The sequence below is a fragment of the Tsuneonella mangrovi genome, assembly GCF_002269345.1.
Classification (GTDB): domain Bacteria; phylum Pseudomonadota; class Alphaproteobacteria; order Sphingomonadales; family Sphingomonadaceae; genus Tsuneonella; species Tsuneonella mangrovi.
In genome coordinates this window covers 1,315,867-1,329,541 of the sequence record NZ_CP022889.1, presented here as the reverse complement: position 1 = coordinate 1,329,541, position 13,675 = coordinate 1,315,867, and the positions used below count along the sequence as shown (strand labels likewise).

The following is a 13,675-nucleotide window of genomic DNA, read 5'->3' as shown; positions in this document are numbered from 1 at the left end:
GCTGGGACCGTGGAGCCAGCGAGTTTAAGAGACCCAGCCACGGCGCTGGGATGGGCCGACAGGGCACTGAGGGTGCACCGCCGGGGTCATGAGGTTGGGATTGCGTCGGTTCGGGTGAAACAGCCTCGACAGGCTGGAGAAGTTCTGGGCTCTGCCCCTCAACCCGTGGCCCGAAAGCAGCCTTAGGGGGCAGAGCCCATCGTGCGCTCAGACCCGGGAAGGGGAGCGCGACGAAACTGGGGAACTAGAAGGGCACCGTCGGTGGCGACATGGTGCGGAGACAGAGACACACTTCCCCAGCCCCCACTTAGAGTGGACCAACGGGTACTGGATTAGGTGGGAGTGTTGGTGAGGAGTGGGTGAAGCCACAAATGCAACTACAGGTACTCATAGAGTACCAACATACCCATCCCCCCTTACCCCCCTTCCCACCGGCCTCCACGGCTTACCTGTCCATACTCACGGGGGCCGGTCTGCGGAGGTTCTCTATCCGTAGGTGCGACCTAATTGCCTGCTTTTTTGCAGCCGGTTGATATCGCTTGGGAAATTGAGCGTCGATCTTGAGGCCAGAATCAAGCTCACCGAACACCCATCGATCAGCCTCAAGCGAAGGTTCTCTCCCCAAGGGTGGGCCCCAATTGGTCTGTTCCAACAATCGCTAGGATTCACATGGCTTTGCAAGCCGCGTAGCGTCCCGTGTCGCCAACATCGGGTACTATCCCTGCTTGGCTGATCGAGCCCGCCCCAAAAATGTTCCTTCCCCAAGGGGTGGCACTAATTGGCCTGTTCCACTTATCGGCCCGGAAACTCCAACCCGGGATACTCGATTAGCGCGATCAACTCGGCCTTGCGCTGCATGGTGATCCCGTCGGCGTTGTATGTCTTGTATGTGAATCCTCGCTCGTGGCCCAGTACCTGTGCCCACTCGTTCTCAGGCACACCGGCTCGCTCGATGATCTTCGTCACGTTCTTACGGAACGAGTGGAACACCTTCCGCCTGTCGGTGAACCCTCGGGCAACCTTGAAGCGGGAGAACTCCTTGCTCGCATCCTGCCCCGGCTTCTTGCCCGGACCCTCGCCATTGAACCCGGGCCACACCCGCGCATCCGACGGGCCCTTGAGGTTGCCCAACCATGCGATGCGGGGATGGAGGGGTACTTGCCGGTTACCTGCGGGTGTCTTGGCGTCTTGCACCTCGATGTAGGTGACGCCCTCAGCCTCTCTGATGTCCCCCAGCGTAAGCGAAGCAATCTCATTGAGGCGCATCCCAGTGTGGAGAGCCACCACCATGACCTCGGTTATATCGGTTCGCCTCGGGGGAGGGTTGAACAGGGATCTCAGTTCCTCGGTGGTCCAAGGCAAGTAGCCCAGAAGGTTCTTGCCCGGGCGTATCTTCTGGTGGAGCCCGGTGAACGGGTTCCTTCCCTCGCAATGCCCACGAGCTTCCGCCCACCACCAGAGTCCCTGCAGTGTAGTTGCGTGGCGGTTGAGCGTGGAAGCGGACAGGCCCTTGTCGTTGCCCCAGTAGGTATTTTGCAGTTCTGACCACGTCATGGTTCTGCTCTTGGGAGACCGGGACCAGAGTGGGTCTAGTCGCCTCAGTGCATCCATGAACCCGGCCACTTCCGCTCGGGTCACACTCCGGATTGGCCGGTCCTTGCAGTACCCAGCGAAGAGCCGGAAGGTTGCCTCCTTTTGCTGGCGGGTGTTGCTCTCCTTGAGCCCATCTTGCGTGGCCCAGAGCTCCACGTGCTGCTTGGCAAGCTCCGAGAAGGTCGGCTCTAGCTCCCGCCGGGGCTTCACCTTCTGGCCCTGCAGTTCCTTGAGTGCATCCTGTAGGCCAGCTAGCCGCGCCTCAGCTGCCTCCGTCAACCGATCTCGCTCAGCTTGCTCTGCGATCTTCTCGATCTCGCGATCAATGCCAAGCTCTACGGGGTCATCGTCGGTGTCCGCGATGAGGGTGTACTCACCCATGAGCGCGGCCCTCCTCCCGTCATCGTAGACGCGCCTCAAGGCTGCCCCGCTGGTGGAACTGGGGGAGGCCAGCGCAGCCCACTCGGAGCGTAACCCCGCCTCCCACGTTTCGGCCTCGGCTCGCGCCGTGGGCTTGTCGAGGGCACTGAGGGTTTTCTGGAGGAACTCTTGGCCCCCATGGTGGTCCCTGAGGGACTTGGGGATTCGGACCTTGGCGCGCCATTTGTTGTGCCTGTTCTGTAGCGATGCCACCTTGTCTCCGTTTCTCTGTGGGCCAGCTTTGTGGGCCAGCTTTGTGGTCCAAGAGCCTTGCGATTACAAGGGTTTCGTGCGGTTTCAGCAGGTTAGAGGGGGTTTGTCTTGGGCTCCTGTCACCCCTGCCAGCGTTTCCTTTCGCCGCAGAACCGATGGCGCCGGGTGCGATCCGGGTGGCTTGCTTTTGCCTTTGGCGCGGCCTACATGGCTCCTCGCTTTCCGACATCTGGAGCACCTTTAGCCCTCCCGGGACTTGAACCGGAGCGGCTGCGGCCCCATTGGCGAAAGGCGAACGTATTCAATTTCGAAGGCAAGAGCTGACGATCATGGCCAAGACCAGCCCCGGCGAATTCATGCGGCAAGTGCAGGCGGAAATGCGCAAGGTCGTGTGGCCTAGCCGCGAGGAAACCACTCGCACCGCAATCTTCGTGGGGATCATGATGGTGATCCTGGCGGTGTTCTTCCTCGGGGTCGATTCGCTGTTCGGCGCGGCCATGAGCTGGCTGCTCTCGCTCGCCTGACCCTTCAAACAAGCAGGACGACAATGGCTCGCTGGTATATCATCCACGCCTATTCGGGTTTCGAGAACAAGGTTCGCGATGCGATCATCGCCGAGGCCGAGCGTCTGGGCCTGGCCGAAGCGGTCGAGGCGGTCGAAGTGCCGACCGAGACCGTGACCGAGGTCAAGCGCGGCAAGAAGGTGCAGGTCGAACGCAAGTTCATGCCCGGCTACGTGCTCGCCAAGCTGACCATGACTGACGACGTCTACCACCTGGTCAAGAACACCCCGAAGGTGACCGGCTTCCTCGGCTCGGGCAACAAGCCGCAGCCGATCTCCGAGCGTGAAGCCGCCCGCTATTTCGGCGGGGTGGAAGAAGCCAAGGCTGCGCCCAAGCAGCAGATCCATGTCGACTACGAGATCGGCGATCAGGTCAAGGTGCTCGACGGCCCGTTCGCCAGCTTCAACGGCGTGGTGGAAGAGCTCGACTTCGACAAGCAGAAGGTCAAGGTCTCGGTCTCGATCTTCGGCCGCGCTACCCCGGTCGAACTCGACTTCGAACAGGTCGAACTGGTCAAGTAACTGGCTTGAATTTGGCGCTCCGTTCGATTAGGGGCGCCGCTTCGCGGCTTTCAGGCCGCGTTTCGTGCGGGAGGGTGCCTTCGGGTGCCTGTTTGACCGCTTACCATGAGCCGCGTTTCGAAAGAGCGCGGCAACAGTGAGAAAGGAGGCCACTCGTGGCCAAGAAGATCGACGGCTATATCAAGCTGCAGGTGCCCGCGGGCATCGCCAATCCGTCACCGCCCATCGGCCCGGCTCTGGGCCAGCGCGGCGTCAACATCATGGAATTCTGCAAGGCGTTCAACGCCGCGACCGACAGCCTCGAAAAGGGCATGCCGATCCCGACGACGATCACCGTCTACGCCGACCGCAGCTTTACCTTCACCACCAAGAGCCCGCCGGCCAGCTTCCTGATCAAGAAGGCCGCCAAGCTCAAGTCGGGCTCGAAGGAGCCGGGCAAGGTGTCTGCCGGGACCATCAAGCGTTCGGCGCTTGCCGAAATCGCGGAAGCGAAGATGAAGGACCTGAACGCCAACGACATCGAAATGGCAACCCGCATCATCGAGGGCTCGGCCCGTTCGATGGGCCTCGACGTGGTGGAGGGCTGACACAATGGCAAAGCTGACCAAGAAGCAGAAGGCGCTGGCCGAGCTCGACCGCGAGAAGCTGTACTCGGTGGACGAAGCGATCGCGACCCTGCGCCAGCACAAGGGCAAGTTCGACGAGACCGTCGAAGTGGCGATGAACCTCGGCGTCGATCCGCGCCACGCCGACCAGATGGTCCGCGGCATGGTTTCGCTGCCTTCGGGCACCGGCAAGGAAGTTCGGGTCGCGGTGTTCGCCAAGGGTGACAACGCCGACAAGGCGCTGGCTGCCGGGGCCGACAAGGTCGGTGCCGAAGACCTGATGGAAGACATGCAGGCCGGCAATCTCGACTATGACCGCGTGATCGCGACCCCCGACATGATGGGTGTCGTCGGTCGCCTGGGCAAGTTGCTGGGCCCCAAGGGCCTGATGCCGAATCCGAAGCTCGGCACCGTCACTCCGAACGTGGAACAGGCCGTTAAGGACGCCAAGGGCGGACAGGTCGAATTCCGCGTCGAGAAGATGGGTATCATCCACTCGGGCATCGGCAAGCTCTCGTTCAAGGACGAGGACTTGAAGGCCAACTTCAAGGCGCTCACCGATGCGATCGTGAAGGCCAAGCCTTCGGGTGCCAAGGGCAAGTATGTCAAGAAGGTCTCGCTGACCTCGACGATGGGTCCGGGCCTCAAGATCGACAGCGCCGAAGTCGAAGGCGCCTGACCAGGACAGCGAAGCCGGGCGGCTTCGCTCCCGATCGAACCGAAATGCGAAGGGCCGGGGGAAACTCCGGCCCTTTCCTTGTTCCGTGTCAGATGCCGCCCGGGGTGAAGTCGAGGCCATTCTCGCCGAGCGCCTCGCACAGTGTATCGACGCAGCTCTTGAGCGTTTCCGCATCGGTCGAACGGATCACGAAGTTCGCGCCGACGCGCCCTTCGCGGAAGAACGGATAGCTGCCGATCTGGGCGCTCTCGTGCGCCCTTTCGACTTCGCGCAGCAGGTCGGCGACTTCGCTTTCTGCAGTCCAGCAACCGATCGTTTCGGTCAGCAGCGGCGCACCGCCTTCGAGCTCGCCGGTGAGTGAATCGAGCATCCCTGCGGTAATGTGCGGCACCCCGGCCATGATGAACATATTGCCGATGCGGATCCCGGGCGCGCCCGACATCCGGTTGGGGATCAGCTCTGCGCCTTCGGGCACCCGCGCCATCCGCAGCCGCGCTTCGGTGAGGGCGCTGCCACGGCCGGTGTAATACCGCTCGAGCATCGCGCGCGCTTCGGGGTGGATCACGACCTGCACGCCCAGCGCCTTGGCGATCGCATCGACAGTGATGTCGTCATGCGTCGGTCCGATCCCGCCGGTGGTGAACAGGTAATCGTTGGCCGCGCGCAAGGTATCGACCGCTTCGACGATCCGGTCCTCGATATCGGGCACCACCCGCACTTCGGACAGGCGAATCCCCTGCACCTGCAGCCACGAGGCGATCTGGGCGATATTCTTGTCGTGGGTGCGACCCGACAGGATCTCGTCGCCGATGATGACGAGCCCTGCGGTCCAGATCCGATCGGTTGCGCTCATCCCGCTTCGTTAGGCGAGCAGTCGCGCCAAGGAAAGCCGCCTATTCTGCGGCTTCGAGCTGTTCCTCTGCTGCAAGCGCATTGGCCCCGGCCTTGCGGAACTGCAGCAACCCGTCGTCGATCGGGTCGGTCGCCAGGAACTTGCGGTCGCGCAGGTAGTCGTGGCTCAGCCGCCAGGGGTCGCTCGCAGCGCTCTTGGGCAACATGTTGCCCGATCGCTTGACGTATCCGGCGTCGAGCTCGAACGATTCGATTACGCCAAGATCGGTGCCTGCGGGAATTTCCGGGACAGCAATGTCGACATCGAGCTGCCGCATCTTCTGCAGCACCCGGCAGGTGTAATCGGACAGCAGGTCGAACCGCAGGGTGGAGCCGTTGTTGGTGTATGGCACCGGGTGGACGAGGTTCGGCACGCCCGAAATCATCGCGCTCTTGTAGTAATAGTGCTCGTTCGGCACGACCGCCTGCCCGTCGACGCTGATCGCGATCTTTCCCGCCATTGCGAGGCGCAGGCCGGTGGCCTTGACGATGATGTCGGCTTCGACGGTCCGCCCGTCGGTCAGCACGATGCCTTCGGGCGAGAAGCGCTCGATATGGCCGGTAGCAATTTCCACGCTGCCGTTCTTGATCGCTTCGAACAAGTCGGCATCGGGGACGAAGCACATCCGCTGGTCCCATGGCTGGTAGGGCGGAGTGAAGTCCTCGGCGCGATAGAATTCGCCGAGGTGCTTGCGATTGTCCTTCTCGATCTCCGCCTTGACCTTTTCCGGCTTGTTGCGGGCGTTGCTGAACATCTTGTCAGCCAGCTGGATATGCGCCCAGCGGGTGATCTTGAGCGCGGTCTTGAGCGGCAGGAACTTGCGCAGGAATCCGCTGATCGGGTCGATCCCGGGAACCGAGCGGATATAGGTCGGCGTGCGCTGGACCATTACCACCTTGGCCGCATCGCGCGCCATGTTGGGGACCAGTGTGATCGCGGTCGCGCCCGACCCGATGATCGCCACGCGCTTGCCCTTGTAGTCGAGGCCTTCGGGCCAGTGCTGCGGGTGGATCACCGGGCCGGGGAATTCGCTCTCGCCCGCGAAATCGGGGGAATAGGGCTCGTCGTAGTCATAATACCCGGCGGCAAGATAGAGCCAGTTGGCGGTCACCTCGCGCCATCCGGCATCGTCCTCCAACGCGATTCGCCAGCAGCCTTGCGCCGAATCGAAATCGGCCGAGAGCACTTTGGTGTTGTAGCTGATGTGCTCGCTGATGCCGTATTTCTCGGTGACGTTACGCAGGTAGTCCTGGATGCGCTCGGCACGTGCCAGCGTTTCCCGGCCGGTCCATGGTTCGAACTTGTAGCTCAGCGAATGCATATCGCTGTCCGAACGGATGCCGGGGTAGCGGAACAAATCCCATGTGCCGCCCAGGTCCGCGCGGCGTTCCACGATCGTATAGCTGCGGTCGGGGCACATCATTTCAAGGTGTGCCGCCATGCCGATGCCGGAAATACCCGCACCGACAATCAGGACGTCATGGTCGCAGCGCGCTTGAGTCATTTTCGTCGTCTCCCAGTTGACGCAAACGTAAGCCGAATGGTTGCATCGTGCAATCGGTTCCCTGCGCCTGCCTTCGCCGCGCACGAATGGGCTGGCGCCGATGGCGCTGTGAGCGCTATGCATCGCGGGATGCCTGGCATGACCGTCAACGGGCGCCCCATGCGCTTCGATCTCGACCCGAAGACCCCGCTGCTGCACGCGCTGCGGGAAGCGGCCAACCTCACCGGCACCAAGTATGGCTGCGGGGTGGGCGATTGCCACGCCTGCACGGTTATCGTCGATGGCGAGGCGCTGCGTAGCTGCCTCGTCACGATCGGCGAAGCCGAGGGCCGCTATATCACCACGATCGAAGGCCTGAGCCGCGACCGTTCGCATCCGGTGCAACAAGCGCTGGTGGCCGAACAGGCGATCCAGTGCGGGTTCTGCACGCCCGGGATCGTGATGGCCGCTGCCGCGCTGCTCAAGGTCAACCCCAACCCGACCGAAGAGCAGATCACCGCTGCGCTGCCGAACTTGTGCCGTTGCGGAGTTTATCCACGGCTTGTGCGGGCGATCCAGCGCGCGGGCCGGGTCGCGCGGCGCGAGGAAACGATCAGCGCCGCACCGGCCCCGGGGATCAGCGCGCAGGACGCGGCGAAGGCCGTACCGGCGATGGCTCCACCGCCGAAGGATTGAGCTTCGTTCGCACTACATATCGAACCTCAGCCCGATCTTCACGCTGCGCGGATCGCCCGGCTGGATGTTGTTGTCGCCGTGCGCGCTCGGGTAATAATGCGCGCCCAGCAGGTTCTCGACATTGAGCTGGAGCGAAACGCCTTCGCGCAGATGGAGATAAGCGGCGGCATCGAAGCGCACCCATGATGGTAGCGTGACAGCGTTGCTGATCGAGGCAAACTGCTTGTCCTGAAAGATCACGCCCCCGCCGAGCCCGAACCTCTCGTTCAGGTCGTAGCGGGTCCACGCGCTCGCCTGGTGGCGCGGCACCTGCTGCAACCGGGTGCCTGCAGCGGCGCTGGACGTGTCCGAGCGAATCTCGCCATCGAGATAGGTGTAGCCGATATTCGCCTGCCAGTTTTCCGCCAGCTTGCCCGCCAGCGACAGCTCGAACCCGTTTACCCGGCTCGCGCCGGTCAGCACCGTGAAACCGGGATTGAGCGGGTCGGCAGCGCGTGTGTTCGACCGGTCCAGCCGGAACGCCGCAGCGGTCGCCAGAAGCGACGGGTTCACTGCCCATTTCACCCCTGCCTCGAGGTTTTCGAACTTTTCCGGCTCAAGGCTCGCGGTGGTGGCGTCGAGACGGGTGAACTGGTCGCCTGATTGCGGGAGGAAGCTGGTGGCGTAGCTGGCGTAAAGCGAAAGCGACTGGCGCGGCTTGACGACCACGCCGAAGCGCGGGCTCCACGTGCGGTCCTTGCGCGATAGCTGCTCGGCAGCCAGCCGGTTGTCGCTATCGAGGCTGAACTCGTCGTAGCGAACCCCGGCGATCAGCTGGAAGTGCTCGCCGATCGCGATCTGGTCCTGCAGGTAGGCCGAGACTGTCTCAAGGCGGGAGAAGGTCGAGCGATCGACCGCGCCGACGGTGACTGCCGGCACTGCGAGGACCGACGCGAGCGGGATAGTCACGGAAGTGGCCCCGCCAGCGAACGTTATCCCCGTGTGGAGCGCGTCGGTATCCTGCCGGCCGGCCTCGACCCCGGCGAGCAAGATGTGGCCGATCGCGCCGGTCTCTCCGGTCCATACCAGGTTCGCCTGGCCGATCAGGTTCTGCCGCTTGGTGCCGCTGGTATATCCCGCCAGCGTCACATCGGTCCCGTCGGTGCCCTGCGGCACGACGTTGGCGTAGTAAAGGTCGTAGTCGGCATAGACCACGGTCGCATTGGCGCTCAGGCTAGACGAGAATTCGTGCTCGATCCGCGCGCGGGCGATGTCCGCAGTGGTGTGCGATGTGTTGAAATCGGGACTGCCGAAGAAGGTCGTGTCAAAGCCCGTCAACGGCTCGCCGCCCAGCGACGGGTTCCCGCGATCGGTGACGCGCGTGTTTTCGTCATGCGTGTAGTGGAGGGTGAGCCGGGTGTCCGAACCGAAATCGGCGGTGACAGTCGGCGACACGCCCCAGAAATGCCCGGTCACGAAGTCGCGGTCGTTGGCGAAGTCTTCGTATGCGGCATTGATCCGGGCAGCGACGCCATTGCCCAGCGGCTGATTGACGTCCGTCGAAAGCGTCCATGCGCCGAATGTGTCGATGCTGGCGTTGGCGCCGAGCATCGATCTTGCAGGATCGGCGACCTTGCTGACGCGATTGACCACCCCGCCGCCACCGCCGCGCCCGAAGATCAACGCGTTGGCGCCCTTGAGTACTTCGATCCGGGAGATGTCGTAGAGCGGGCGATAGTATTGCGCGTCGTCGCGGATCCCGTCGAGGTAGAAGTCCGCCGTGCTGGCCTGGCCGCGGATATAGACCTGGTCGCGGTGCCCTTCACCGGTGTCGAGCGAGACCCCGGGGACATAGCGCAGCGCGTCGCCGAGCTGCGTGATCGCCTGGTCTTCGAGCTGGTCCTCGGTGATCGTATCGATCGTCTGCGGCACGTCGATCAGCGGGGTCGGGGTCTTGGTCCCGGTCGACCCGTCGTCGATCGCGTAGCCGTCGACACGCTGTCCGGTGACGAGGATGGCGGAAGGCAGGTAGTCGCGCGGACCATCCGCCGCCGCAACGGCATCGGCGGCGATTGCCGGCATGGATGGGGCGGCTGCGGCAGCGCAAAGCAAGGCGCCGCGCAGGGCAAGGTTGTGCATGAAAGTTTCTCGTGTTGCGAATCGTTATCGTTAGCAATTGTTTTATTGCGAGCAATTCGCAATTACAACAGCAATTCGACACTTGCGGTGAAAAACCGCACCGCTAGGTGCAACGCCGACAAAGGAGACGTGCGATGAAGGCCACGATCTGGCACAATCCCAACTGCAGCAAGTCGCGCATGGCGCTCGAAGCGCTTCGATCGCGCGAGGGGATCGAGGTCGAAGTGATCCAGTATCTCAGGCACCCGCCGAGCCGCGACAAGCTCGCGCAGCTCTATCGTGATGCAGGAATGCAGCCGCGCGAAGGTGTGCGCACGCAGGGGACCGATGCCAAGGAGCGTGGTATCACCGAGGCCGACGCCGACACGGTGCTCGATGCCATGATGGCCGATCCGAAGCTGATCGAACGCCCGCTGGTCGAAACCGCAAAGGGAGTGCGCCTGTGCCGCCCGCCTGAACGGATCGAGGAGATACTCTGAGGGACGAACCGAGCGCGGCGGCTAGTCCGCTTCGTCAACGCGGCCCTCGAGCATCGCGTCCGATTGCAGCCACCGCCAGCCGACGTAGAACACCGCAGCGCACAAGGTGCAGATCGCCCCGAAGCCGACCCATTCGTGGTGGTCGTAAAGCCACACCCCGATCGCCGGGGCGAGGATGTAGCAGGCGCCGTTGACCGACGCGACGATGCCGCCGACCTGCCCCTGTTCGCGCCGCGACACCGCGAGCGACGAGCCAGCCACAAATCCCGGACGAAACAGGCCGAAGCCGAGCGACGCCATCGCGAACCCGAGCGTGATCGAGTGCAATTGGTCGGACACTGCGAAGATGATGATTCCGACAAAGGACAGCGCCATGCCCCACATGATCGAGATGCGGGGGCCGAGCTTGAGCATCGGGATCAGGCCCCATTGCGCCAACAACGTTGCGATCGCGCCGCTCATCAGCACTAGGCCGATCGAACCCGCCCCGATATCCGGGGTCGCGCGCATGTGGAGGCGGTCGAGGATGAAGAAGCCGATGATGCCGAGCGTTGCCGCTTGCGCGTGCCCGCCGAGAAGCCCGCACATCACCCACGGGCGCAAACGCTTGTCGCGCAGCCGCAGGTCCGGGGGCGGTACACTTTCCTCGTTGTCCTCGTCGTCCTCCCCGACGCCCAGGTTTGCGCTCGGGCTGAACGGCGCGGCGGTGACCGAGCCGCGTGCCGCGAAGCTGGGTGCATCGTTCGGCAGCCGCAACCGGAGCAAGATCAGCACCGTCAACCCGATCAGCGCGAACGCGAAGAACGGGCCGACGAGGCCGGTCATGGGAAACACCAGCAGCGGTGCGACCGCCGGGCCGATCACGGTGCCGAGCCCGAAGCTCGACGCGATGATCGCCATCGCCTGGGTGCGCTCGGCGCGCGGCGTGCGGCTCGCGACATAGGCTTGAACTGCCGGCGGTGCGGCGGAGCCGAATCCGCCGTAGAGACTGCGTGCGGCAGCAAAGAACAACAGTGTCCACAGGCCGGTGAGAGCGCCCGACAAGCCGAACCACAAGATCGATCCGCACAGCGCAAAGCTGGCGATGAACCCGGTCAGCCCGAGCGCCATCATCGCCTTGCGGCCGCGCCGGTCGGAGCGGCGAGCCCACAGCGGGGCGCACAGCATCCACAGCAGTGCCGACCAGGTATAGGCCAGGCTGATCCACACGTCGGCGACCTTCAGTTCGGTGCCGATAGACGGCATCACCGATTGCATCGCGGTATTGCCTGCGGCGGAGACCAGCATCACCAGGAACAGCAGCGCCATCCGCTCGCGCGGGATCGGTTTGGTCATGGCAGCGGGAGATACGGAATCGGTCACTTGGTCCGGCTAGCGGTGCTTTGGAGCGCTTGCAATGCGGCTGCGAATTTGCGAGTGCGGCACCCACCCAATGGCCCCGGGACCGGGTCGCAAAGACGGGACATAGCTTACCTTGACCGAGATGAACGAGATGGCCCTTCGGCGCGAAGAAGGCCTTGGCCGCAAATTGAGCCGCTACTTCGGCCAGTGGGGCGTCTTCTTCCGCGGATTCCTCGAACACCCGCGGATGGTCGGCTCGATCATCCCTTCATCGCGCTTCACGATTGCCAAGATGCTTGCGCCTGTGAAATGGGACGAATGCGAAGTGTTCGTCGAATACGGTCCCGGCGTCGGAACCTTCTGCTTGCCGGTGCTCGAACGCTTGCGCCGTGACGGCACGCTGATCGTGATCGACACCAACCCGCTCTACATCGACTACCTGAAGCGAACCATCGCCGACAGCCGGTTCAAGCCGGTGCTCGGCTCGGCAGAGGACGTCGAAGAAATTGTCAAGGCACACGGGTTCGACCATGCCGACTATGTGCTGTCGGGCCTGCCGTTCTCGACACTACCCGGCGGGGTCGGTCCGGCGATCGCCGCCGCGACATACCGGGTAATCCGCCCGGGCGGGGCATTCCTCGTTTACCAGTTTTCCGCCGCTGCGCGCGATTTCATGGCCAGGCACTTCAAGCGAATCGATAGCGGGTTCGAACCGCTTAATGTGCTGCCTTGCAAGCTGTTCTGGGGCTGGAAGGACTAACTTCCCGCTTACACTTGCTCGCTAGCACAACTGAGCCTCTAAGGGCCAGTGGTGCCGAGCAGTCCGAAATGTTCGAGTTCGGTTGCTTCGATGAGGTGTGCTTCTTCGGGCTCGATGCGTGCCGTGTTCCATTCGTTTCCGGCAAAGCCCTTGAGTGCATCGAGGTCGCGCCAGAGCATGGTCATACAAAACACGTTTGGTGCGCCGTTGTAAGGCTTGCCTGCCGCCACCCATTCTAGCCCGTCATGCGCCTTGACCATCGGCAGGATTTCGTCGCGGAAGACCTTCTCGAATTCGTCTTCCTTGCCTCGGTGGATCGTCACCCTGAATTGCCTGAGTATCATTGCAGCCTCCCCTCCGCATCGATGGAATATCGAAAGCTAGCACCTTGCCGGGTGACTTGTCAGCTTGCGGCCCTGTCGAGCACGACCGGCTATTCGAACGTCTGGCTGACCGCTTCGGGTGAATCGCCCGCCAGTTGGCGGTGGATGGCTGCGAGCACGGCGAGGAAGATCACGACCCACACGGTGTTCAGAACGCTCGACAGGATCGCCCGCCCAATCAGTGCAATGTCGGTTCCGGCCAGTGCAAGAACTAGTCCGAGCATCATAGAGATCACTCCCCCGACAACTGCGACAGCGACCACAAGCAACAGCACGAACAGGAAGATTCGCAAACTGTTGCCCTTGGTCAGCATCCATGACCGGCGCAGCGCCGCAATCGGATTGCCGATCCGGTCGATCGCAATAACCGGCGGAAGCAGAATGAACTTCGTGAAGAGATAGACGGCGGCCACCAGTGCCGCGATGCCCATGATCACGCCGACTGCTGTCGAAATTGCCACGCCGACAATTATCGGGACCATGATCAACAAACTCACCGCGACAACCATGATGATCTGTGCGGCGATGTACGGTATGAACAAGCGGGCACCGATGGCCAGCGCCTGGCCGACTGTCGGGCGGGTCCTGTCGGTAAGCAGCGCCAGCAGACCCAGCATCCCGATGCCCTGCGCGATCGAGAGCAATGCGAACATCCACCAGATACTGCCATAGAAGCCCATGATCGCTTCGGTCGCCGCCTTGGGATCGGCAGCCGGGCCGAGGCTCGCTTCCATTGCCGACATCTGGTTGCCTAGCATCAATGCAAATACGAGGTAGGGAAGGAAGAAGAACACCCCGCCGACGATCAGAAGCACGTCGCGGTTGGCGGTAACAAGGCGCATCGCCTCGTTCCACGCGGCGGTCATGTCGAATTGCATCGCTCGGTTCCCCTTTCCTGCGGCTTTCCCCTTGATAACCGGGCCGGGCAT

The 13,675-nt window shown here is 62.9% G+C and carries 14 protein-coding genes; 7 read left to right on the top strand and 7 right to left on the bottom strand.

Annotated features, from left to right (window positions below; genetic code table 11):
* Positions 1–792 precede the first annotated feature (792 nt).
* Positions 793–2,226 (bottom strand): site-specific integrase, encoded by a 1,434-nt coding sequence (locus CJO11_RS06540; protein WP_095011989.1) that lies wholly within the window; start codon positions 2,224–2,226, stop codon positions 793–795.
* A gap of 329 nt (positions 2,227–2,555) precedes the next feature.
* On the opposite strand from CJO11_RS06540, the gene secE reads away from it, so the two are divergent.
* The 4 genes from secE (at position 2,556) to rplA (ending at position 4,594) form a co-directional block, all read left to right on the top strand.
* A complete protein-coding gene (gene secE / locus CJO11_RS06535) occupies positions 2,556–2,750 on the top strand; it encodes a preprotein translocase subunit SecE (protein WP_095011988.1) in 195 nt (64 codons plus the stop codon).
* A gap of 23 nt (positions 2,751–2,773) precedes the next feature.
* Positions 2,774–3,310 carry a transcription termination/antitermination protein NusG gene (gene nusG / locus CJO11_RS06530; RefSeq protein ID WP_095011987.1) on the top strand — a complete coding sequence of 179 codons (537 nt, stop codon included), beginning with the start codon at positions 2,774–2,776 and terminating at the stop codon, positions 3,308–3,310.
* A 155-nt stretch (positions 3,311–3,465) separates the two neighbouring features.
* Positions 3,466–3,897, top strand: coding sequence for a 50S ribosomal protein L11 (gene rplK, locus CJO11_RS06525; RefSeq protein ID WP_095011986.1), 432 nt, complete (start codon positions 3,466–3,468; stop codon positions 3,895–3,897).
* Positions 3,898–3,901: 4 nt separating this feature from the next.
* Positions 3,902–4,594 carry a 50S ribosomal protein L1 gene (gene rplA / locus CJO11_RS06520; RefSeq protein WP_095011985.1) on the top strand — a complete coding sequence of 231 codons (693 nt, stop codon included), beginning with the start codon at positions 3,902–3,904 and terminating at the stop codon, positions 4,592–4,594.
* Between the two features lie 88 nt (positions 4,595–4,682).
* Here rplA and CJO11_RS06515 read toward each other — a convergent pair whose 3' ends face one another.
* Positions 4,683–5,447, bottom strand: a complete 765-nt coding sequence (locus CJO11_RS06515) for a competence/damage-inducible protein A (RefSeq protein WP_095011984.1) — start codon at positions 5,445–5,447, stop codon at positions 4,683–4,685.
* 40 nt (positions 5,448–5,487) lie between these two features.
* Entirely contained in the window at positions 5,488–6,990 is a 1,503-nt protein-coding gene (locus tag CJO11_RS06510; RefSeq protein ID WP_095011983.1) for a flavin-containing monooxygenase, read from the bottom strand.
* Positions 6,991–7,119: 129 nt separating this feature from the next.
* On the opposite strand from CJO11_RS06510, the gene CJO11_RS06505 reads away from it, so the two are divergent.
* A complete protein-coding gene (locus CJO11_RS06505) occupies positions 7,120–7,665 on the top strand; it encodes a (2Fe-2S)-binding protein (RefSeq protein ID WP_095013258.1) in 546 nt (181 codons plus the stop codon).
* Between the two features lie 12 nt (positions 7,666–7,677).
* Here CJO11_RS06505 and CJO11_RS06500 read toward each other — a convergent pair whose 3' ends face one another.
* Positions 7,678–9,783 (bottom strand): TonB-dependent receptor, encoded by a 2,106-nt coding sequence (locus tag CJO11_RS06500; RefSeq protein ID WP_095011982.1) that lies wholly within the window; start codon positions 9,781–9,783, stop codon positions 7,678–7,680.
* 134 nt (positions 9,784–9,917) lie between these two features.
* On the opposite strand from CJO11_RS06500, the gene CJO11_RS06495 reads away from it, so the two are divergent.
* Positions 9,918–10,262: an arsenate reductase family protein gene (locus CJO11_RS06495; RefSeq protein ID WP_095011981.1), complete on the top strand. Its 345-nt coding sequence runs from the start codon at positions 9,918–9,920 to the stop codon at positions 10,260–10,262.
* Positions 10,263–10,283: 21 nt separating this feature from the next.
* On the opposite strand, the gene CJO11_RS06490 is transcribed toward CJO11_RS06495, so the two are convergent.
* On the bottom strand, positions 10,284–11,597 hold the full coding sequence (locus CJO11_RS06490) for an MFS transporter (protein WP_095013257.1): 1,314 nt from the start codon (positions 11,595–11,597) through the stop codon (positions 10,284–10,286).
* Positions 11,598–11,745: 148 nt separating this feature from the next.
* Between CJO11_RS06490 and CJO11_RS06485 the strand changes: the two genes are divergently transcribed.
* Positions 11,746–12,363, top strand: coding sequence for a class I SAM-dependent methyltransferase (locus CJO11_RS06485; protein WP_150124987.1), 618 nt, complete (start codon positions 11,746–11,748; stop codon positions 12,361–12,363).
* A 38-nt stretch (positions 12,364–12,401) separates the two neighbouring features.
* Here the strand turns inward: CJO11_RS06485 and CJO11_RS06480 are convergent, their stop codons facing one another.
* Positions 12,402–12,707, bottom strand: coding sequence for an antibiotic biosynthesis monooxygenase family protein (locus CJO11_RS06480; protein WP_095011980.1), 306 nt, complete (start codon positions 12,705–12,707; stop codon positions 12,402–12,404).
* A gap of 89 nt (positions 12,708–12,796) precedes the next feature.
* Positions 12,797–13,624 carry a DUF7847 domain-containing protein gene (locus CJO11_RS06475; protein WP_095013255.1) on the bottom strand — a complete coding sequence of 276 codons (828 nt, stop codon included), beginning with the start codon at positions 13,622–13,624 and terminating at the stop codon, positions 12,797–12,799.
* Positions 13,625–13,675 lie beyond the last annotated feature (51 nt).

Excerpts from the sequence above, each read along its gene's own strand:
- CJO11_RS06500 (WP_095011982.1), bottom strand. The coding sequence starts at position 9,783 with ATGCACAACCTTGCCCTGCGCGGCGCCTTGCTTTGCGCTGCCGCAGCC.
- CJO11_RS06505 (WP_095013258.1), top strand. The coding sequence starts at position 7,120 with ATGCCTGGCATGACCGTCAACGGGCGCCCCATGCGCTTCGATCTCGAC.
- nusG (WP_095011987.1), top strand. The coding sequence starts at position 2,774 with ATGGCTCGCTGGTATATCATCCACGCCTATTCGGGTTTCGAGAACAAG.
- secE (WP_095011988.1), top strand. The coding sequence starts at position 2,556 with ATGGCCAAGACCAGCCCCGGCGAATTCATGCGGCAAGTGCAGGCGGAA.
- CJO11_RS06495 (WP_095011981.1), top strand. The coding sequence starts at position 9,918 with ATGAAGGCCACGATCTGGCACAATCCCAACTGCAGCAAGTCGCGCATG.
- rplA (WP_095011985.1), top strand. The coding sequence starts at position 3,902 with ATGGCAAAGCTGACCAAGAAGCAGAAGGCGCTGGCCGAGCTCGACCGC.
- CJO11_RS06480 (WP_095011980.1), bottom strand. The coding sequence starts at position 12,707 with ATGATACTCAGGCAATTCAGGGTGACGATCCACCGAGGCAAGGAAGAC.
- CJO11_RS06485 (WP_150124987.1), top strand. The coding sequence starts at position 11,746 with ATGAACGAGATGGCCCTTCGGCGCGAAGAAGGCCTTGGCCGCAAATTG.
- CJO11_RS06515 (WP_095011984.1), bottom strand. The coding sequence starts at position 5,447 with ATGAGCGCAACCGATCGGATCTGGACCGCAGGGCTCGTCATCATCGGC.
- CJO11_RS06475 (WP_095013255.1), bottom strand. The coding sequence starts at position 13,624 with ATGCAATTCGACATGACCGCCGCGTGGAACGAGGCGATGCGCCTTGTT.
- CJO11_RS06490 (WP_095013257.1), bottom strand. The coding sequence starts at position 11,597 with ATGACCAAACCGATCCCGCGCGAGCGGATGGCGCTGCTGTTCCTGGTG.
- CJO11_RS06510 (WP_095011983.1), bottom strand. The coding sequence starts at position 6,990 with ATGACTCAAGCGCGCTGCGACCATGACGTCCTGATTGTCGGTGCGGGT.